At 58.4% G+C, this 20,623-nt stretch carries 20 protein-coding genes; 7 read left to right on the forward strand and 13 right to left on the reverse strand.

What is annotated here, in order from left to right; genetic code table 11:
• Positions 1-7 precede the first annotated feature (7 nt).
• The 9 genes from tssG to tssA are packed head-to-tail and all read right to left on the reverse strand — an operon-like array spanning position 8 to position 8,537.
• On the reverse strand, positions 8-1,015 hold the full coding sequence (tssG, locus tag J4E42_RS08045) for a type VI secretion system baseplate subunit TssG (RefSeq protein WP_008030662.1): 1,008 nt from the start codon (positions 1,013-1,015) through the stop codon (positions 8-10).
• Entirely contained in the window at positions 979-2,766 is a 1,788-nt protein-coding gene (gene tssF / locus J4E42_RS08050) for a type VI secretion system baseplate subunit TssF (RefSeq protein WP_207284967.1), read from the reverse strand. Before tssF ends, tssG begins: the two co-directional genes overlap by 37 nt.
• A gap of 3 nt (positions 2,767-2,769) precedes the next feature.
• Positions 2,770-3,156, reverse strand: a complete 387-nt coding sequence (locus J4E42_RS08055) for a hypothetical protein (RefSeq protein ID WP_081500188.1) — start codon at positions 3,154-3,156, stop codon at positions 2,770-2,772.
• Entirely contained in the window at positions 3,153-4,004 is an 852-nt protein-coding gene (locus tag J4E42_RS08060) for a hypothetical protein (RefSeq protein WP_008038099.1), read from the reverse strand. Before J4E42_RS08060 ends, J4E42_RS08055 begins: the two co-directional genes overlap by 4 nt.
• Before the next feature lie 4 nt (positions 4,005-4,008).
• Positions 4,009-4,512 (reverse strand): PAAR domain-containing protein, encoded by a 504-nt coding sequence (locus J4E42_RS08065; RefSeq protein WP_207284968.1) that lies wholly within the window; start codon positions 4,510-4,512, stop codon positions 4,009-4,011.
• Between the two features lie 10 nt (positions 4,513-4,522).
• Positions 4,523-4,930: a type VI secretion system baseplate subunit TssE gene (gene tssE, locus J4E42_RS08070; RefSeq protein WP_008038101.1), complete on the reverse strand. Its 408-nt coding sequence runs from the start codon at positions 4,928-4,930 to the stop codon at positions 4,523-4,525.
• A gap of 13 nt (positions 4,931-4,943) precedes the next feature.
• On the reverse strand, positions 4,944-6,419 hold the full coding sequence (gene tssC / locus J4E42_RS08075; protein ID WP_008030678.1) for a type VI secretion system contractile sheath large subunit: 1,476 nt from the start codon (positions 6,417-6,419) through the stop codon (positions 4,944-4,946).
• 25 nt (positions 6,420-6,444) lie between these two features.
• A complete protein-coding gene (gene tssB, locus J4E42_RS08080; protein ID WP_008030679.1) occupies positions 6,445-6,948 on the reverse strand; it encodes a type VI secretion system contractile sheath small subunit in 504 nt (167 codons plus the stop codon).
• A gap of 32 nt (positions 6,949-6,980) precedes the next feature.
• The gene (gene tssA, locus J4E42_RS08085) at positions 6,981-8,537 is read right to left on the reverse strand and encodes a type VI secretion system protein TssA (protein ID WP_207284969.1); all 1,557 of its coding nucleotides are present in this window, start codon (positions 8,535-8,537) and stop codon (positions 6,981-6,983) included.
• 674 nt (positions 8,538-9,211) lie between these two features.
• Between tssA and tssI the strand changes: the two genes are divergently transcribed.
• From tssI to J4E42_RS08100, 3 genes are all read left to right on the forward strand, one after another.
• Positions 9,212-12,631 carry a type VI secretion system tip protein TssI/VgrG gene (tssI, locus tag J4E42_RS08090; RefSeq protein WP_207284970.1) on the forward strand — a complete coding sequence of 1,140 codons (3,420 nt, stop codon included), beginning with the start codon at positions 9,212-9,214 and terminating at the stop codon, positions 12,629-12,631.
• On the forward strand, positions 12,624-13,310 hold the full coding sequence (locus J4E42_RS08095; protein ID WP_207284971.1) for a DUF2931 family protein: 687 nt from the start codon (positions 12,624-12,626) through the stop codon (positions 13,308-13,310). The genes tssI and J4E42_RS08095 overlap by 8 nt, the downstream gene beginning before the upstream one ends.
• Positions 13,311-13,693: 383 nt before the next feature.
• The gene (locus J4E42_RS08100) at positions 13,694-14,089 is read left to right on the forward strand and encodes a DUF6124 family protein (protein ID WP_207284972.1); all 396 of its coding nucleotides are present in this window, start codon (positions 13,694-13,696) and stop codon (positions 14,087-14,089) included.
• 389 nt (positions 14,090-14,478) lie between these two features.
• On the opposite strand, the gene J4E42_RS08105 is transcribed toward J4E42_RS08100, so the two are convergent.
• The 3 genes from J4E42_RS08105 to J4E42_RS08115 form a co-directional block, all read right to left on the reverse strand.
• Positions 14,479-14,754, reverse strand: coding sequence for an HU family DNA-binding protein (locus J4E42_RS08105; RefSeq protein ID WP_003213368.1), 276 nt, complete (start codon positions 14,752-14,754; stop codon positions 14,479-14,481).
• A 192-nt stretch (positions 14,755-14,946) separates the two neighbouring features.
• Entirely contained in the window at positions 14,947-16,095 is a 1,149-nt protein-coding gene (locus J4E42_RS08110) for an NAD(P)/FAD-dependent oxidoreductase (protein WP_207284973.1), read from the reverse strand.
• Positions 16,096-16,115: 20 nt separating this feature from the next.
• Entirely contained in the window at positions 16,116-16,283 is a 168-nt protein-coding gene (locus tag J4E42_RS08115; protein ID WP_007954349.1) for a rubredoxin, read from the reverse strand.
• A 201-nt stretch (positions 16,284-16,484) separates the two neighbouring features.
• On the opposite strand from J4E42_RS08115, the gene J4E42_RS08120 reads away from it, so the two are divergent.
• The gene (locus J4E42_RS08120; protein WP_008038114.1) at positions 16,485-17,036 is read left to right on the forward strand and encodes a chorismate lyase; all 552 of its coding nucleotides are present in this window, start codon (positions 16,485-16,487) and stop codon (positions 17,034-17,036) included.
• Positions 17,036-17,926 carry a 4-hydroxybenzoate octaprenyltransferase gene (ubiA, locus tag J4E42_RS08125; RefSeq protein WP_008038125.1) on the forward strand — a complete coding sequence of 297 codons (891 nt, stop codon included), beginning with the start codon at positions 17,036-17,038 and terminating at the stop codon, positions 17,924-17,926. Before J4E42_RS08120 ends, ubiA begins: the two co-directional genes overlap by 1 nt.
• 66 nt (positions 17,927-17,992) lie before the next feature.
• Here ubiA and J4E42_RS08130 read toward each other — a convergent pair whose 3' ends face one another.
• Positions 17,993-18,382 carry a hypothetical protein gene (locus J4E42_RS08130; RefSeq protein WP_192228182.1) on the reverse strand — a complete coding sequence of 130 codons (390 nt, stop codon included), beginning with the start codon at positions 18,380-18,382 and terminating at the stop codon, positions 17,993-17,995.
• A 153-nt stretch (positions 18,383-18,535) separates the two neighbouring features.
• Between J4E42_RS08130 and phoB the strand changes: the two genes are divergently transcribed.
• Positions 18,536-19,225 (forward strand): phosphate regulon transcriptional regulator PhoB, encoded by a 690-nt coding sequence (phoB, locus tag J4E42_RS08135; protein ID WP_007896474.1) that lies wholly within the window; start codon positions 18,536-18,538, stop codon positions 19,223-19,225.
• Positions 19,226-19,306: 81 nt separating this feature from the next.
• Positions 19,307-20,593, forward strand: coding sequence for a phosphate regulon sensor histidine kinase PhoR (gene phoR / locus J4E42_RS08140; RefSeq protein WP_219739792.1), 1,287 nt, complete (start codon positions 19,307-19,309; stop codon positions 20,591-20,593).
• Positions 20,594-20,623 lie beyond the last annotated feature (30 nt).

Below are 20,623 nucleotides of genomic sequence, written 5' to 3' on the forward strand. Positions count from 1 at the left end.
TCTGTCCTTAATGAATTTTGCTGCCCAGGGTCACCACGCCGTCCGCTTTTTCGCGGCCCAGCCAACTGGTCCATCCCAGGCGACAGGCGTTCTGCTCACCGATGCGCAGTTCGCGGATTTCTTCCTGGCGCAACACCAGGCGAATGTCGTAGTCGAGCGGGTCACGCAGGGTGAACCGCACCAGCGCGCACAACGGCTGGTAGCCGAAACCGATTGGCAGGAATTCGTGAAAGCGCTGCCAGTCGAGTTCGCGGATGTGAATGCGGAATTTGCCGCTGCGGTCGCGCACGTGTTCGCCCAGCACCAGGTCTTCGCCGAGCAGGCTGTTGGCGCGGCCCAGACGGTTGCGCTGCTCGTCGAGAATTTCCACGCGGCGCTCGATGCATTGCTCGATGGTCAGCTCGGCGTGCTTGAAGTAGTAACGCAGCACCGCTTCGATCAGCGCCGCCGAGTGCGCCCGCAAGCTGAGCAAACCGAGGTACGGCAGCAGGCGTTTCCAGTTCAGTTCCTGGGCCTTGCGGATCTCTTCGCCGCCAAGGCCGATCAAGGCAAACAGCTGCGCCGAGAACGGGTCGAGCGCGCCGCTCTGGAAGCTTGCGCGGTAGCGGTACTTGCGCCAGATCGGCAGCATCAGCCGTTGCAGGCGATGGTGAAACAGATCGAGGAAGTTGCGGGTCGGGTTGCCGTCTTCGCTGTCGCCCAACGCCTGTTCGCCGTAGAACGCTGGCAGCGGCGAACCGGAACCGACCAGACCGATCAGGTTGAACCGCAGGCGCGCACGCATGTGCCCGTGCTCTTGGAAAAACTCCACGCGATCAACGTCGCTGCCAGGGAAACCCAGGCTCGGGTTGGCCTGGAATTCCAGCTGGTCGTACAGGTCGTCTTCGCTCAGGTGCGGGTGGGCCTCGCGCAGCCGGTCAATCACCAGCAGCACGGCCTGAAACAGCGAGTACTCGCGTATTCCTCGGGTCAGTCCGCTTAAAGAAGCGGCTGCAGGCCCATACGTGGTGTCCATTGGTACACCTCTCCTTGTGTACTTTTTACCCGCAGCTCGTGGTACGAATTGAGACTGGCGTAAAGCGCGAAAAACTCGTTGAGAACCGAAGCGAAAACGAACAGGTCGCCCTCGCCGATATACCCTTCCGGGTCGATGGTCAGCTCGGTGCGCAACCCGCGAACCGGCAACCCTCGGTGCAACCGGTCGACGTGGTGGTGCTTGATCGACTTGAGCCCGCCGAGCAGGCGCTTGCTGACTTTTTCCGCGTGTTGGTCGTAGTAGCGCGGCAAATCGTAGGTTTCGAGAATCACCTTCAACGCATTGACGTCGGCCAGGGACAAATAGTTAAGCGACATGTTGCTGATCAACTTCCAGAGGAAGTCGCGGTTCAGCGGCGGCGCGAAACTCGACGTGGCCGGGGTGATGTTGCGGAAGCTCAAAAACTCCGGCGTCTCTTCGCAGGCCATGCAGATGTCGCCGAGCTTGAGCTTGCGCGGCAGGTTCTGGTTGGTGCACATCAGCTCGATCGACAGGGTTTCATGGGCTTCGGTGTGGCGGATGCCGAAGCTCAGGTAGGTGTCGAGGCCGTCGTGCAGCAAGGAGGAACGCTGGCGAATGCTGTAATGGGGACGACTGTTGGGCACGTCGAAACTCGGGTCGTGCTCGAAGGATTCGAACGGCACGTACTCCTGATAACCGAGGCCGCCGGGCTTCCAGCCGGTCACGGTTTCCACCGAGAACACACCGCAATTTTGCAGATCGAATTCGGCGGGCAGCAGCAGGTATTCGTCCTGCTTGCCGTCGAGGCGGATCGGCAAGGCGTCGTGCTTGAACAGGTTGACGATGGGCGTGCAGTAGAGCTTCACGTTATCCAGCGTCGGACGCATGCGCATGATGCCGCTCTTGCGAATGTCGAAGCGCAATTCGAGGCCGCGCATCTGCTTGAGCGTGTCTTCCGGCAGGGCTTTGAGCAGGTCCAGACCGTTGATATCAACGAAGAGGAATTTGTCCTGGAAGGCGAAGTATTCCTGCAAGTAGCGGTAGCCGCGGAAGGTGTTCAGCGGATACGGGATCAACGCTTCTTCTTCGGCAAAACCCACCGGCTGCACACGGTCGCCGGGCATCTTGAACGCCATCGGCGTGCCGTTGACACCGTTGATGGGCTTGCCGGCGCCGTCCAGCGGGATCAGCTCGATGCCTTCCAGATTGCGCAGCAGGCTCAGGTACAGCATCTGGCTAATGTAGCGCTCACCGGCGAAGTGCAGACGCAGACGGCTCAACTCCAGCTCACCGAGGTGACCGTCAGCGCTCATCTCCAGACGCAGGCTCAACAGCGAACCGTCGCCCTTCACCGAGTAATTCAGCGCGGCCAGATCCAGCGGCAACACCTCGGTCGGGTAGCAGGTACGGAAGCGGCAGCGCACGTCATCGATTGGCACGCTCTCGATCGGCGTGTCGCGCTCGACCATCAGCGCCGGCCCCGAGCGTTTCAACGGGTCGAACTGCAAAATGCTGAACGCCGGCAGCGGCCGCATGTAGTTGGGCCACAGCAGGTGCATCAGGGAATGGCTGAGCTCCGGCAGTTCGTCGTCGAGCTTCTGGCGCAGGCGACCGGTCAGGAATGCGAAGCCCTCCAGCAACCGCTCCACGTCTGGATCTCGGCCGGCCTGGCCAAGGAAAGGCGCCAACGCCGGGCTACGCTCGGCGAATCGACGACCTAACTGGCGAAGTGCGGTGAGTTCGCTTTGGTAGTAGTGGTTAAAGGACATGGGTTAGCTGCCTGATGGTGAGTTACGTCGGGAAATCAGTCGATCGACTATTAAGCGAGCGACCAGCGCCAAGAGGCTCATACTGCTTGTAAGTCCGCTGTATGCCATTGCCCTTACCGGGTTTTCGGGGAGAAAATAGAACAGAACAACAGCGACCATAAACATTATTGCTACAATTTTCGCAGCCAGTTTTGGCAGTACAAAAACAACCATATTCACAAAAATAAAAAAATAAAAAGTCAACTCGGCAGTTATACCAATAGACACTCCTCTTGCTGTAAATCCACCCGCATGCAACTTATATAAAGCCACCCCATAATCATGAACAAAAAAATAAACCACACCTACCAATAGATAAATAACCAGCCCCGCTAAAACTTTTAAAGTCATGGCGTCCACGTTTTATATTTTGCAAGAACATCCGCAGTAATCGAAGTTTTAAGAAGATCAACTGAGGCAGGCTCAAAAACAGTACTTACCTCTGGCACATCTCCGCCAGCACCCCGCAACCCACCAAAACTCTTTGTACCGACGACTCGACGGAAGTTTTTAGATGCCCACAACGATGCTCTGATAATTATGAAATTGTCATAGACGTTTTCACTTCCATCGTCCTTTCCACCGAGCGAACCGTCCGCCCATTCCAAACCAGTCACCCCGGTTTTTCTGACTGCAGAATCGATGTCATTCGTTTCTTGCCAGTACATTCGGAATGTATCCACCGCAAAGGGTATCTGGCCCAGCCCATCAGTCCAGTAAGGGTCTCCTTCCACGAGGCAAAGCAGAAATCCACTGCCGCCGTCTGTTTGCTTTTTCCAATCACCAGGCATGTTTCGGTAATACATAAGCGACTCGCGATCGACAATGGCGAAGTCTATTATCGATTGCCAAGTGTGTTGTTTATAGGCGCCAAATGCTTCAGATCCCTCCACGCTACTTTCGGGATTGACCCATACCCGTTCACGATAGAAATCAGCCAACGGCTCAAACCATTGGATCGCCTCTGCATAGAGCGCTTCGGCTTTTATAATACGAAAGGGCTTATCTCCATCATCCGGTCGCACTGCAAACAAAGGCACACCATTCGAGCGTGTTATTAACCAGATTTCCGGAAGATTTAAATTTTCCGGATCAGTATCGTCGCTGGCGGTAGTTTTATTGTCGAGCCTTAATGCAGTTGCGCCGTCTTCGGTAACAAAGGTGTAAGGCACGCCGTCAATTTCAACAATCGTTTCCAAGACCCTACTCCGAAGTTACTAAGATAGTGACAGTTTCAGGTTTCTGGCCAGATGAAAAACATCCAGACATTCCAGATAACGCCGTACCCACTTTTTCGATCCCGCTTTCGGAAGTAATTCGGTAGTTCAGCCCCTCAACCGCTTTTCCAGTGGCCGTTTTAAAAGCAAAAACACGATTGAATACCCCGGGGATAATCACAGGTAACGGCGGAACAAACGGCACCGGCGAATGCGAATTCCCGATAATCACCGTCCCGGACCCGGCCGTAACCTTGTTGCCATGAGTCCCGACGGAATCCACCGTCGCAGCCGGTTTCCCATTAATCAAAACCGTCGTCGCCAACCCGCCCGACATCGCACCACCACACGCCGAGGCATCGCCTTGGCGGGCGGCCGCGAGGCCGTCGAAAAAGACGTCGCCGGAACCGGCGGCGATCGGGTTGGTGCCGTGGCCGGGGAGCGGGCAAGCGGTGGGGTCGGATACGCGTGCTGCTGGTTTGCCGGACATACGAATCTCCTTAAGTGACCTTGACTTGACCGCTGCCATCCAGGCGCGCGGCGAAACTGACCTGGCGCTTGAAACCATCAACTTCCAGCAGGCCTTCGATGCTGAAGGACAGGCGAAGCTGATCGTTGTCACGCGGCAGGGAGATGACACGCACGTTGCTCAGGCGCGGTTCGTAGGCTTCGATGAAGCTTTCGATGGCCAGGCGGGCCTGACTCAGGGAGTCGTGCAGGCTCAGGCGCATGTCATTGAGATCGGGTAGCCCGTAATCGGACAGCGTTTGCACGCTGCCCGCACGGGTGCTGAGCATCTTGGCCAGATGGGCAGCCACGGACGCCATGGCGGAGACCTCGCGGCTCCAGCCGACGCGTTTGTCCGCGTCGCCACCCAGGCGTTCGAAAAGGCTGCCGTATCCAGTCATGAGTTAGCTCCGCTTACTCTTTGTCCAGCTTGCCAACCAGCGACAGGGTGAAATCGGCACCCATGTACTTGAAGTGCGGACGCACGTTCAGGCTGACGCGGTACCAGCCAGGCTCGCCTTCGACATCGCTGACGATGATCTGGGCAGCACGCAGCGGACGACGACCACGGACTTCGGCGCTCGGGTTTTCCTGGTCGGCCACGTACTGGCGGATCCACTTGTTCAGTTCCAGCTCGAGGTCGGTGCGCTCTTTCCACGAACCGAGTTGCTCGCGCTGCAGCACTTTCAAGTAGTGAGCCAGGCGGTTGACGATCATCATGTACGGCAGTTGGGTGCCGAGCTTGTAGTTCAGCTCTGCCGCCTTGCCTTCTGCGCTGATGCCGAAGAACTTCGGCTTCTGCACCGAGCTTGCGGAGAAGAACGCCGCGTTGTCGGAGCCTTTGCGCATGGTCAGGGAGATGAAGCCTTCCTCGGCCAGTTCGTATTCACGACGGTCGCTGACCAATACCTCGGTAGGGATCTTGGTTTCGATTTCGCCCATGCTTTCGAAGTGGTGCAACGGCAGGTCTTCAACCGCGCCACCGCTCTGTGGGCCGATGATGTTCGGGCACCAGCGGAATTTGGCGAAGCTGTCGGTCAGCTTGGTGCCGAACGCGTAGGCGGTGTTGCCCCACAGGTAGTGCTCGTGGCTGTTGGCGACGGTTTCTTTGTACACGAACGATTTGACCGGGTTTTCTTCCGGGTCGTACGGGTTGCGCAGCAGGAAACGCGGCACGGTCAGGCCAATGTAACGGGAGTCTTCCGACTGGCGGAAGCTCTGCCATTTGGCGAATTGCGGACCTTCGAAGTGATCCTTCAGATCCTTCAGGTCCGGCAGGCCGGTGAAGCTTTCCAGGCCGAAGAATTTCGGGCCGGCGGCGGCAATGAACGGCGCGTGGGACATGCACGCAACGCTGGACACGTACTGCATCAGTTTCACGTCCGGCGAGCTTGGGGACATGAAGTAGTTAGCGATGATCGCGCCTACCGGCTGACCACCGAACTGGCCGTATTCAGCGGTGTAGATGTGCTTGTACAGGCCAGCCTGCATCACTTCCGGCGAATCTTCGAAATCGTCCAACAGGTCTTCTTTGGAGACGTTGAGGATTTCGATCTTGATGTTTTCGCGGAAGTTGGTGCGGTCGACCAGCAACTGCAGGCCACGCCACGACGATTCCAGGGACTGGAAGTCCGGGTGGTGGAGGATCTCGTCCATCTGACGGCTGAGCTTGGCATCGATCTCGGCGATCATGCGGTCAACCATGGCTTTCTTGACCGGCTCGCCGTTGTTCTGCGGCTTGAGCAGCTCTTCGATGAAGGCCGACACACCGCGCTTGGCGATGTCGTAGGCTTCGTCGTCCGGGGTCAGGCGGGTTTCGGCGATGATGCTGTCGAGAATGCTGTATTCGCCGTTCTCGTTACTCTTTTGCTGCGCTGCACTCGTGCTCATGTTGGCTTCCTTGGCTGATGGAGACTCAGACGTCCTGGGCTGCGGCGTTCAGGCCCAGCTCACCCAGTACGCGACCGCGGGATTCGTCGTCGGCGAGAACGCCTTCGATGGCTTTGCGGAACGCAGGCGCGTTACCCAGCGGGCCTTTGAGGGCCACCAGCGCGTCGCGCAGTTCCATCAGTTTTTTCAGCTCAGGCACTTGCTCGACCAGGCTGGCCGGGTTGAAGTCCTTCATCGAGTTGACACGCAGTTTCACGGCCAGTTCTTCAGTGTCGCTTTCTTCCTGAAGACGGTTCGGTACGCTCAGTGTCAGCTGCAGCTCTTGCTTGGCCAGCACCTCGTCGAAGGTCATCTTGTCGATGCTGATCGGCTTGCGATCTTCGACTTTGCGTTCGTCCTTGCGGTGGGTGTAGTCACCGATTGCCAGTAGTTTCAACGGCAGTTCGATCTCTTCCTGGGCACCACCGGTGGCAGGTTTGAACGTGACGTTGATGCGTTCCTTGGGGGCTACCGAGCCTTCTTTGGCCATGGCTTTTCTCCTTGCGGTTGTGGCCCTGGGGCCTATTCGAGTACCACTTCGAGATCGAGGTGGCACAGCCTGCGATAAATCTCTTCCTTGCGTTCACGTACGGCATGGTTCTGCGGCAACAACTCGCAGCAGCTATGCAGTAAATGCAGCACTTCCAGCGCAAGATCGGGCTCCCAGGCGTGCAGGCCTGAGTCCTGTAATGTTTGGTCGAGGGTTTCGAGTTGGGTCTTGGCCAGTTCGTATTTCTTGGCCATGAAGCACAGTCGCGCGAGGGCGAACTGCCAGAAGAACCGCACGCGCCCGCCGTTGGCGCTTTGCAGGCCCTGCTTGAGGATTTGCACAGCGGCCTTGAGGCCGTCCTTGCGCAGAATCGGCAGGACCTCTTCGAGGGCCAGTTCCCAGGCGGGCTGGGTGTCGGCGACTTCGACTTTGCGCGGCGCACTGGCGCTTTGCAGGTGCGGCATGACGTTGGCGCTGATCCAGGCGCGAGTAGCCGGATCGGCGAACGGCGCGCCGTCATGGAAGCGCAATTCGACAATACCGGGCAGGCGCTGAACCAAAAGCGCGAAGTGGATTTCCACTTCGCGCATCGCCATTTCTGCGTTGAGTGCCTGGAGGCATTCCCAGACTATTCGCTGGCCATCGAACCAGAACGGCGCCTTCGCCAGGCTCGCCTCCAGTTCCACCAACAGGTCGGCGTATTTGCCTTGATCGTAACGGTCCTGATAGGCCTTGAGCTTGTCCGCCGGCAAACCGCGCAGCACGGTGATCTGCTCGGCATTACGTTCGGGGACAGCGTCGATGGGCAACCACAACAGCGTGCGATTGAGGCGCAGGGCACGCAGGTCGGTGGCTTTCTGCTTGAGCCACCAGGCGCACAGCGGCCGGGCGCTTTCTTGCTGCGCGCGCAGGGCTTTGTGGGCTTCTTTTTCGTTGTCGATCGGCGCGCCGGGCGTCAGCAGTTGCGTCGCGACTTGTTTGACCTGAGCCACGGCCGCACCCACCACGCCTGGTTCCGGCTGGTTGTCGGCGGCGCGTTGCACCATGTTTTTCAGACGGCGGGAGATTGGCAGCAGCAACGGCGCGTCGTCACCCAGGTGCTCGGTGCACGCAGCGTCGAGGCCTTCCAGGTGTTCCACCAGACGGCGGAACATCGGCAACTGCTCTTTGATCGCGACGTTTTCGGTCAGCACCTGCTCAAGACGCGGCACCAGCCAACTGATCGCAGCGGAGCGCGTACGCGCCTTGTTCGGGTGGACTTCGGCCCAGTGGCTTTCGCACAGGTAGTGCAGCAAACCGAGGCCGGCGAGCAGGCCTTGGAAGGATTCGCGCTGGTACAGGGCCCAGGTCAGCCAGGCGCCGACGCGCAAATCCTTGGACTGGGTGCGCAGCAGGTTTTCGCTGTTTTCACGGATTTTCAGCCAGTCGATCTGACCGCTTTCGTGCATGGACGAGGCTTTGGCCAGCTCGCTTTCCAGTGACTCATATTCGCTCGAAAAGCGAACATCCTCGCCCGCGAAATTCTCTTTGGAAACAGAGGCTTTTGCGAGATCGAGGTAATGAGCAGAAAGTTTGCTTGAGTAGGACATCCATGGCCTTTAGTTTGGATTACGGTCATACGCTCATTGGAGTTCCAACGGCGTGAGACAGAATCAAAGAGCTGCGAAATGTCTCATCCAATTGAGATCGTGCTCTTTCAAAGTGGGCGCATCGTACTCACGATGATGGCCACTAGCAAGCACCCGATTAAACAATAAGACGAAGCGCGTTTATCACTCGTAGGAGATCTCCCTATATGTAGCAAGGGGATCCCTGATGTCAGTTTAATAATTCAGCGCTCGACCCAACGCCCTGAAACCGTTGAGGTAGAGGCCTCCGGTTCTTTCACCTGAATAAACCGCATATTCATTGCCGATTGCTCCCTTTGGCAGGCGCGCAGCATGCCAAAAACTAAAAAATATAAATGTAGGAGCATTCCGAAATGTTACGGCATCGATGAATAAAACGACGAGTGACAACTGCCGATAAGAAAAGTGCCATCACTATGATGGCCACTTTGAATTTAAAACAAAGTTCCAAAGTGGAACTTCGGGTATCTGGGAAATATCACACCATTCTTCAAGATCCTTCCTACATCAATACTTTGCATGCCTTGTTAGCGTGCCCGGCATTTTGGCGACTTAATCCGGGCACGTATGGCTCGGTTTCGCCGATTTTTCTTTCAGCTTAAGGACGAGCGACTACGTAGCAAAAGGATAAGCGCATGCTTGCATCGGCCAACGTTGCCCACTTCACCCTCCTTATCCCGACGATTCGCAACGACTTCAAAGTGCTGGCCTTCGAAGGCACGGAAACCATCAGCGCCTTGTATTCGATTCAGGTTGACCTGGTCAGCGAGCATCCGGATTTCGATCTGGAAAGCTTGCTCAACCAACCCGCCTTTCTACAATTCGGCCTCAACGGCGAGGGCATTCATGGCCATGTCACCAGGGTGTCCGTAGGCGAAGTCGGCAAGCGCCTGACCTGCTATCGCATGCACCTGGTGCCGGCGCTGCATGACTTGCAGTTCAGTCACGATCAGCGAATTTTCCAGGGCCTGACGGCGCCGCAAATCATCGCTCAGGTACTCAAGGGGCATGGCATTCAAGCCGATGCATTTAGCTTCCACGTCAGAACGAGTCCCGAGCGCGAATACTGCACCCAATATGGGGAAAGTTGTTTTGAGTTCGTCCGGCGACTGTGCGCCGAGGATGGCATTGCGTGGCATCACCAGCACTCACGGGATGGCCATGTGCTGGTGTTCAGCGATGATCAGACCGCCTTTGCGAAATTGGGCGAAACGCCCTACCTGCAAGGCGCCGGCATGGTGGCGGAGCATCCGGTCGTCAGCCAGTTTTCCATGCGTTACAGCACTCGCCCCAGCAAAGTCACCCGCCGAAACTACGACCCGAAACACCCGAGCTTGCTGCTGGAAAGTCGCTTCATCGCCGAGTTCAGCCCCGAGCTTGAAGACTATCGTTACCCGCTGTTTTTCGAGACCGAAAAGCACGGCAAACAGCTCACCCGGCAAGCACTGGAGCGGCACCGCGCCGACTATCAATTGGCCAAGGGCAAAAGCGATCAACCGTGCCTGCGCAGCGGCCACTTTTTCAGCCTGATGGATCACCCACGCGCCACGTACAACGACCTGTGGCTGTTGCTCAGCGTTACTCATATCGGCAAACAGCCGCAGGTGCTGGAAGAGTCAATCACTGACACCGAGGGCAGTTTTACCCAGGGCTACCAAAACAGCTTCAGCGCGATTCCCTGGGACGTGTTTTATCGGCCGCCGATGCCCGCACAACGCCCCGTGCTCGTCTGCCAGACCGCCCGCGTCACCGGGCCTGTCGGGGAAGAGATCTACTGCGATGAAGACGGTCGCGTCAAAGTCGAATTCCATTGGGACCGCGCTGAGCACAACAGCGAACAAAGCAGTTGCTGGCTGCGGGTGGCGTCCAGTTGGGCGGGGGATCATTTCGGCGCGGTGACCATTCCGCGCATCGGCATGGAAGTCCTCGTCACCTACCTCGAAGGCAATCCAGATAACCCACTCATAACCGGTTGCCTGATCAACAAGGTCACACCGGCGCCCTACCCCTTGCCCGAAAACAAAACCAGAACCGTGCTGCGCAGCCACAGCTCGCCGCATACCGGTGGCTATAACGAACTGTCGATCGAAGACCGCGCCGGGCTGGAGTTGATCTACCTGCGAGCGCAGCGGGACATGGAGCAGAAGGTCGGGAACGACAGCCGACTGGACGTGGGAAATGAGCGTCGGGAAGCGATCAAGGGCAACAGCATCGCGGTGCTCGGCGCGGAGGAACATCGCACGGTTACGGCGGATAGAAAGGTTCAGCTCAAGGCCAATGACTATCTGCAAATTGCCGGGAGTAGCCACAACCAGATTGGCGAAGCGTGGGTGGTTGAGGCCGGTGAGCACGTTCATATCAAGGCTGGCGCCCATCTGGTGCTGGACGCGGGCGCCAGCATTACGTTGAAGGCCGGTGGTTACCACGTCGTGATCGATGCGGGTGGAGTGTTCAGCAGTAGCGAGGTTGAGGTCGGTGGTTCGCCGGGAACGGGGATGGCGGCGCATGCGTTGTTGCCGGGGACGGTCGCGGGGTTGTTGGCGGCGGTTGTGCCTGAGCCCCCGTCGTCGGAAGAGAATGAGTCGGATGAGCTGGAGGAGGAGGAGGAAGAGGTTGAAGAAGAAGGAATTACTTTACGTATTGGGGTGTTTTTTGATGGGACTGGGAATAATCGGTCCAACAGTGAAATGGTTGCCGGGTGTTATGCGCGGGATGTGAATCTGCTGGAGGAGGCTGAGGATATTCTGCAGTTTTGTCAGGCGAGGGGTTATGACGGCAAGGGGAATACACCGGATAACAGCTATGGGAATGACACGAGTAATGTGGCGAAGTTGTATGAGCTGTACACCGATGACAGTAAGCGGTTATTGGCTGTTGAAGAAACCATCGGGTACATCCCCGTTTATCTGGATGGCATCGGTACTAGCAGTGGCGAACAGGATTCACTTTTTTCACTAGCAACCGGCGTGGGTGAACACGGTGTATCAGCGCGGGTTGCGCAGAGTCCAACGCTTATTCTCGAAAGGGTTGAACAGTTCAAGCGATCCAATCCTGATCGAAAGGTTGAACGTGTCGAGTTCGATATCTTCGGTTTCAGTCGCGGTGCCGCAGCTGCACGGCATTTTGCCAATGAAGTACAGAAAGGAGAGAAGAGTCCATTGGCGGCGCAGCTACCCGCCAATGCTACGTTGTTTACCGAGGAGTTTTCCTGGCGCGCCAACATCGATGCCTCCATCAACTTTATCGGCATTTTCGACACCGCTGCTGCAGTAGGCAGCGTGGCTGACGGCGACTTTAGCGTCCACGACGCCAATAACCCCGGGGTCAATTTGTACTTGGCACCCGATGTGGCAAAAAAGGTCGTGCATTTAGTGTCGCGGGACGAGCGCCGCCATAACTTTTCACTCAACAGCGCCGGCGCTGCTGATATCGAGCTGCCCGGCGTCCACTCCGACTTGGGTGGAGGGTATATACCCAACGTCATTGAACGAGTTTTGCTTAGCAAGCCGCGCTGCAGCCGCGACATGGAACTTTACGTGCCTTCCACAGCGTCAACCGCCTATCGTTGGGCTCAGCAAGAGCTAGGTCGCCTTCAGGATCAACTCAATCTGTATGGGCTGACATTGGAGGTGAAAACTTGGGCGGTGGAGATGATCAGCAACGCAAAAGGCGACAGATCCAATTCGAAGAATGTCTATGCGGCGGTCCACAGCGAGCGGATTGTGCGCAACGATTTGGCGTTGGTTTACCTGCGAATCATGCACGAGTTGGGGGCCAGGCACGACGTCCCGTTCAAGGTCATTGACGAAGAGGATCAGACGTACGCATTACCAACAGAGCTGAAACCGATTGCCGAAAAATTGATGGCTTATGCGTTAGGCGAAACTCGCCGCACGAGCCTGAGCCTCGACGAAGAGGAGCTGCTGTACCGCCGCTATATCCATCTGTCTGCGAAATGGAACGCAGCCAAAGGCTGGAACAATAGTGACCTGAACATCGTGTTTATCGATCGCCCCGCCGAAAACTATAAACGCGTGGTGCATCCCAATGCATAGGTGCTCACCCTTGCTTAAGTCCGGCTTTGCGTTGCTATTTGTGTTGTTGGGAGGATGTACCTCTGTCGAGAGCAGATCATTACCTTATGACGCATGGAGCCTAGATTTTTTTTCGCCTGACTATATGGAAGTCTGGATCGAAACGGCCGGTGTCGTTGATATCAATGAGCGCGTGTTCCTTCGCGCGGGCAGCGGTATACCGGCTATGGGGTATCCACGAGCCATGAGCAAAGGCGTACCGTCCGAGTTCAGAGGTAAGCCAGCGGGATGGCGAGAAGATCCTGGAGGAAAAGGCCGGTATGTTACCGGGGCTGACCTGCCTCGTTTGGTCTATGTGCGCTGGCAGTCCATGGCAGAACCGCAGACCTACGGGGCCTACATCGAAATCCCCGAATCTGCGCGGAACACCATGCTCAAGGGTGAAAGAGCTTATTGCGGCGCGGTAGGCAAATGGAAAACCGATTACCGAAAGTTTTTGACTATCGGCTTGGCGCCAGGAGGAATCGCCAAGGTGTGGTTAGGTGGGCCTTGTCTTAAATCGACCGAAGTCACTCGAGTCCAAGGCACGATCAGTCCCAAAGGCCCCTACGGGGGAACGTCCAATGGAAAACATCGGCCGCTTTCAGAAGAGTCAAAAGCCTATATCGAAAAGTTCGGAATCCCCTATGGAAGCTGGTAAGGAATGCCAACATTTCCGATGGTTAAACACCGCTCAATAGCGCTTGTTTAAAACGCCTCAAGGTTACGTCCTGCAAGCTACAACACCTTGCGTCGTTGCCTACGGCTACGCCAGAATCCGCCGGCTTGTGCGCCTTGGGGGCGGTCGGTAACTTGGTTCGTGTCACTGCTCATCAGTGATCGGGTTTAGTCGCCCGGCTAGTCATCTACGGTTGCACAAGTGTCATCCAGTCAGGTGTTTGCCTGCACTTGATGGTGGCTGTGCGCATGGCGCCCTTGGGCGCGCCGGGTTTTGGTGACTTTACCGGTCGACTAACTTGCGCACAGCCGCCTCCTTTTCGTTTAGTCGCGAAATGGTCACGGCCCTACTAAAGGAAAGTAACCATGTTCAAGGTCACACCAAACCCACCGGAAACCGATCCGGTTTCCCCATACGAAAGCCCCGACTCAAACAAACTCAACGAAGCCGCCGAACGCGCCCTCGACCATCACTTCCCGCCAACCGAACCCAAACCACCGAAACGCAACGGCCAGCTCTTCAGCGTCTGCCCCGGCATCAACACCGAAGCCCTCCTCGCCAATGCCTCGGAAGACTTGCTATCCATCAGCGCCATCGCCGCCGACCTTGCCGACGATGTGGACGGCTCACGCCGCTCCGTAGCCCTGGCGCTCAGTCGTATGGCTGACGGGGTGCATTTGTTGGTGGAGCGTGCACTGGATCATCTGGATGAGCCCGAGATGGCGGCGGTTTTCGCCAAGCAACAAAGTCGGGGCGGTTGATTCGTCTCGCACGTATACCTGTAGGAGCCGGCTTGCTGGCGATGGCGGTGTGTCAGGCGACATTGATGTTGGTTGATAGGACGCTATCGCCGGCAAGCCGGCTCCTACAGTGAGTGTTGTCGTCCGACATTCAGTTGGCATGCCCATTTTTATGTCGCGGCCTCGCCGCGCGGGAAGCCGGGGGATTCGCCCGGCACGCAGATCTGTAGGAGCCAGCTTGCTGGCGATGGCGGTGTGTCAGGCGACGTTGATGTTGGTTGATCGGGCGCTATCGCCAGCAAGCCGGCTCCTACAAAGGGCACCTCGTCAGCCATAAAAAATGGGCACCCAACCTGGTTGGCGTGCCCATTTTTTGTTCCGCTCACCCGCTATGCGGGCGTCGGTGCGTGTTACGGATTAACGCTGTCTTTCAACGATTTGCCTGGCTTGAACGCAACGGTGTTGCTGGCCTTGATTTTTACTGGCTCACCGGTTTGCGGGTTTTTGCCGGTGCGGGCGCCGCGGTGGCGTTGCAGGAAGGTGCCGAAGCCGACCAGCGTCACGCTGTCCTTGCGGTGCAGGGCGCCGGTGATTTCTTCGAGAACGGCGTTGAGAACGCGGTTGGCCTGTTCTTTGGTGAGATCTGCTTTTTCCGCGATGGCGGCGGCGAGTTCTGGTTTACGCATTAGTGAAGCCCCTTTGACGGTTTTTTGTTGTTATGTCCGTGCTGTTCTCGTTGGAACAGCGCCCAAAGCGCCGCAGGTGCTCTACTCTGCGGCAGACGGGAGTGAGAATGGCACGCACGGAAGAGCCGCGCCAGTCTCGGCGCGACGTTTGTAGGGGCAAAAGCGGGGTGATTCCGACAGAACGACCGGTATTTACGCCAGCAGCGGTGGAAGTTCTTTGTTCAGTGCGAGTTTTTCCATCACCGCCGCGCCTGTCAGGGCATAACCGAGCAGTTTTCCGGCGGCATCGCGGCATAAAACCTTGATGTCAGCGCCCTGCCCTTCGACGGTCCAGACGCCCTCCAAACCCCGTGGCGGCGGCGAAACCACCAACGGGCAAACCGGCGTTTTGACGGTGATCGGCATCGCGCCGTAGCTCACGGCTGTCGGGTTGCCGGCGAGGGTTTGTGCCAGCGCTCTCGCACAGCTCATGAGGGGCATCACGTACAGCAAATTCAGCCCGTCGACTTCGGCGCAGTCGCCCAGGGCGTAGATGTTGGCGTGAGAAGTTTTCAGGTGGCGATCGACCACCACGCCGCGATTGACCTGCACACCGGCGGCGGCGGCCAGGTCGATGCGCGGACGCAGGCCGATGGCGGAGACCACCACGTCGCACGGGATGACCTGACCGTCAGACAGATGCGCTTCCAAACCCTCTTCAACACGCTGCAAGCGGTTGAGCACCGGCCCGAGGTGGAAACGCGCGCCGAGGCTTTCCAGCCCGGCCTGGACCGCAGCGGCTGCCGCCGGGTGCAGCAAGGTCGGCATGACCTGTTCGCACGGTGCAACCAGTTGCACCTCGTAACCGCCAAGGATCAGGTCGTTGGCGAATTCACAGCCGATCAGGCCGGCACCGAGCAACAGCACCCGGCGTTTGCCGGCCGCTGCCGCACGAAAGCGCGCGTAGTCTTCGAGGTCGTTGATCGGGAACACGGCGTCCGCCGCATCGCCTTCGATGGGCACACGCACGGTTTCGGCGCCCCAGGCCAGGATCAGGTCGCGGTAGATCACTGATTCTTCGCCGATCCACAGGCGTTTGTGGCCAGGATCGATACCGCTGATACGCGTGTGGGTGCGCACTTCGGCCTTCAGCTGTTCGGCCATGGCGCCGGGTTCGGCCATGCTCAGGCCGTCGGCGTCTTTGTTCTTGCCGAAGCCCGTGGAGAGCATCGGCTTGGAGTAGGAGCGCCCGTCATCGGCGGTAATCAGCAGCAGCGGGGTTTCGCTATCGAGTTTGCGAAACTCCCGGGCGAGGTTGTAGCCAGCCAGCCCGGTGCCGACGATCACGACAGGTGCGTTCATTCCTTACTCCTCTAAATGTCTTAGTTGATTTCGATCATTTCGAAATCCATCTTGCCGACGCCGCAGTCCGGGCACAGCCAGTCTTCCGGCACGTCTTGCCACAGGGTGCCCGGCGCAATGCCGTCATCCGGCCAGCCGTCGGCTTCGTTGTAGATCAGGCCGCAGACCACACATTGCCACTTTTTCATTCAGGTACATCCTCAGGATTCAGGCTTATTGCCGGCGCGAACGGTCGATGGTTGCAGCGCTGCCGTCCGGCTCAGGGCGTTTTGTACTGATCGGGCCCGGCAGATGCAAGCCTGTTCGACGCAATGGGGCGCCGGATCAATCAAATTCACCGACCGACATGGTAAGCTCGCCGCCTCATTTGCTGCCAATAATGACTCACTGTGCCGCACTCAAAACCTCCTTTCTGGCTTCCCCAAAGCCGACTTTCGCCGCTCCCCGACACGTCTACCCTCGACTGGTTGTTCGACGAAGGTTCGCTGACCCGACGGCTGACCCGTCTGTCGAACGACAGCTTCAGCGTCACGCCGCTTTTCGAAGGCTGGCAACCGCTGCGCGCGGACGAATGCGCGGCACTGGACCTGGCCGAAGACAGTGAAGGCTGGGTGCGCGAGGTGTATCTGCGCGGCCACGGTGAAGCTTGGGTGTTCGCCCGCAGCGTGGCGGCACGCAGCGCGTTGCAGGGCGACGGGTTGCACATGGACGAGTTGGGCAGCCGCTCGCTGGGCGAGTTGCTGTTTTGCGATCAGGCGTTTCAGCGTCGCGCCATCGAGGTTTGTCACTATCCTCAGGAGTGGCTGCCGGTGGAGTGCCGGGCACCTGAATTGTGGGGCCGTCGCTCGCGCTTCGACCGTGGCGCCTTGAGCGTGCTGGTGGCCGAGATTTTCCTGCCGACCTTGTGGCACGCCACCCGCGCCCATCCGGAGAACTGCTGATGTACCAGAGCCTGCTCAAGTCCCTGAACCGCTTGAACCCTCGGGCCTGGGATTTCATTCAGTTGACGCGCATGGACAAACCCATCGGCATTTACCTGCTGCTGTGGCCGACGCTGTGGGCGTTGTGGATTGCCGGCAAAGGTTCGCCGTCGCTGGCCAACGTGGTGATCTTCGTGCTCGGCGTGGTGCTGACCCGCGCCGGCGGTTGCGTGATCAACGACTGGGCGGACCGCAAGGTCGATGGCCATGTGAAACGCACCGAACAGCGCCCGCTGCCGAGCGGAAAAATCAGCTCCAAAGAAGCGCTGGTGTTCTTTGCATTGCTGATGGGCGTGAGCTTCCTGCTGGTGTTGTGCACCAATGCGCCAACGGTGTGGTTGTCGTTCGGCGGTTTGGCGCTGGCCTTCACTTACCCGTTCATGAAGCGCTACACCTATTACCCGCAAGTGGTGCTGGGCGCGGCGTTTTCCTGGGGGATGCCGATGGCGTTCACCGCCGAAACCGGCGAACTGCCGGCGGCGGCGTGGCTGCTGTGGATCGCCAACCTGCTGTGGACGGTGGGTTATGACACCTATTACGCGATGACTGATCGCGACGACGACTTGAAGATCGGTGTGAAATCCACGGCGATTCTGTTTGGCGAGGCGGACCGGGTGATCATCCTGACCTTGCAAGGGTTGGCGTTGGGTTGCCTGTTGCTGGCCGGGTCGAAATTCGAGCTGGGTGGCTGGTTTCACCTGGGACTGCTGGCGGCGGCGGGCTGTTTTGCGTGGGAATTCTGGTACACCCGTGGCAAGGACCGGATGCGCTGCTTCAAGGCGTTCTTGCACAACCATTGGGCGGGGTTGGCGATTTTTGTGGGGATTGTTTTGGATTACGCGGTGCGGTGAGGCGGCTGACGCCTTCGCGGGCAAGCCTCGCTCCTACGGAAACGAGGCCGCCGTTTCGGATCGGCCTTACATCTTCGGCCCTTGGAGCACGTGCCAGACGTCCTTCACTTTGTCGCCCGTTTTGTCACCCGGTTTCGCGTCCTTCTTGAAGTAGTACAGCGGTTTGCCCTTGTAGGCCCACTGCATCGTGCCATCGTCACGCGTGACGATTGTCCAGTCACCTTCGGCCTTGGCGCCCGCTTCCGCCTTGAACGGTGGCCAGTACTCTGCACATTCACCAGTGCACACCGACTTGCCAGCGGTGGTGTCCTTGTCGAACGTGTACAGGGTCATGCCCTTGTGGTCCGCCATCACACCGTCTTTCATCATCACAGGCTCAGCCGCGAAGGCCATTGCCGGCAACGCCAGGGCTGCGGTCAGCATCAAAGCCTTGAAGGAATGCGAGTATTTCTTCATGGAAACCTTCCTTTTGTGGTTGTCAGGATTCGGACTTAGAGCTTAGTTCAGGTTCGCGACAATCGCCGGGCGACTAAAATACTGTCACACGACTGCAATAATTCCGTTATCTAATGCGGCGCAAGACAGTTAAATGACAAGAGGATTAAAGGCATGGTTGGCAGGAGCATTCTGATCGTCGACGACGAAGCGCCCATTCGCGAAATGATCGCCGTTGCGTTGGAAATGGCCGGCTATGACTGCCTGGAGGCCGAAAACTCGCAACAGGCCCACGCGATCATCGTCGACCGCAAACCGGACCTGATCCTGCTCGACTGGATGCTGCCCGGCACCTCCGGCATCGAGTTGGCCCGCCGCCTCAAGCGCGATGAGCTGACCGGGGACATCCCGATCATCATGCTCACCGCCAAGGGCGAAGAGGACAACAAGATCCAGGGCCTGGAAGTCGGCGCCGACGACTACATCACCAAACCGTTTTCCCCTCGTGAGCTGGTTGCGCGCCTCAAAGCCGTGCTGCGCCGCGCCGGCCCTACCGATGGCGAGGCACCGATTGAAGTCGGCGGCCTGCTGCTGGACCCGATCAGCCACCGCGTGACCATCGACGGCAAACCCGCCGAGATGGGCCCGACCGAATACCGCTTGCTGCAATTCTTCATGACCCACCAGGAACGCGCCTACACCCGTGGTCAGTTGCTGGATCAGGTGTGGGGCGGCAATGTGTATGTCGAGGAGCGCACCGTCGACGTGCACATCCGTCGCCTGCGCAAAGCCCTCGGTGATGCCTACGAAAATCTGGTACAAACCGTGCGCGGCACCGGCTACCGGTTTTCCACCAAAGCCTGATTCAGCCCTTTCCCGCCCGACAAGCTGACAAGGACGCGCGTTCAAGTGAACCAAAACTGGCATGGCACCCTGATTCGCCACATGCTGCTACTGGTCACCGCCTGCCTGGTGATCGGCCTGATTACCGGCTACTACGGCTGGAGCCTCGCTGCGGGCCTGGGCCTTTACCTGGCCTGGACCCTCAAGCAATTGCTGCGTCTGCACGAGTGGCTGCGCCTGCACAAACCCGATGAAGCGCCGCCCGATGGCTATGGCCTGTGGGGCGAAGTGTTCGACAGCATCTATCACCTGCAACGCCGCGACCAACGCGTGCGCGGACGCCTGCAAGCGGTGATCGACCGGGTCCAGGAATCCACCGCCGCGCTGAAAGACGCGGTGATCATGCTCGACACCGACGGCAACCTCGAATGGTGGAACCGCGCCGCGGAAACCCTGCTCGGTCTCAAGACGCCGCAGGACAGTGGCCAGCCGGTGACCAACCTGGTGCGCCATCCGCGCTTCAAGGAATACTTCGAGCAGGACAGCTACGCCGAGCCGCTGGAAATCCCTTCGCCGATCAATGATCGACTGCGCATTCAGCTGTACATCACCCGTTACGGCAACAACGAACACTTGATGCTGGTGCGCGACGTGACACGCATCCATCAGCTGGAACAGATGCGCAAAGACTTTATCGCCAACGTTTCCCACGAACTGCGCACGCCGCTGACGGTGATCTGCGGGTATCTGGAAACCCTGCTCGACAACGTCGATGACGTGAACCCGCGCTGGACCCGTGCCCTGCAGCAAATGCAGCAGCAAGGCGGGCGCATGCAGACGTTGCTCAACGACTTGCTGCTGCTGGCCAAGCTGGAAGCCACCGATTACCCGTCGGACAACCAGCCCGTGGCCATCGATGGCTTGCTGCAATCGATCAAGGGCGACGCTCAGCAACTGTCCGGGCAGAAAAACCAGCGCATCACCCTGGAAGCCGATCCGACGATTCTGCTCAAGGGCAGCGAAGCCGAATTGCGCAGTGCGTTTTCCAACCTGGTGTTCAACGCGGTGAAATACACCCCGGCCGAAGGCAATATCCGCATACGCTGGTGGGGCGACGAGCAAGGCGCGCACCTGAGCGTGCAGGACTCCGGCATCGGTATCGACAGCAAACACCTGCCGCGCCTGACCGAACGGTTCTACCGCGTCGATTCCAGCCGCAACTCCAACACCGGCGGCACCGGGCTTGGGTTGGCAATCGTCAAACATGTGCTGCTGCGCCACCGCGCACGAATGGAAATCAGCAGCGTGCCGGGCCACGGCAGTACGTTTACCTGCCATTTCGCGCCGGCCCAGGTCACCAAATCCCGGGTCATCAGCACGGCCGACTGATACCGGCCAGCATTCGCCACTAGGCAAGCA

Origin of the sequence: Pseudomonas sp. FW300-N2A2 (assembly GCF_017351735.1) — a bacterium.
GTDB lineage: Bacteria > Pseudomonadota > Gammaproteobacteria > Pseudomonadales > Pseudomonadaceae > Aquipseudomonas > Aquipseudomonas migulae.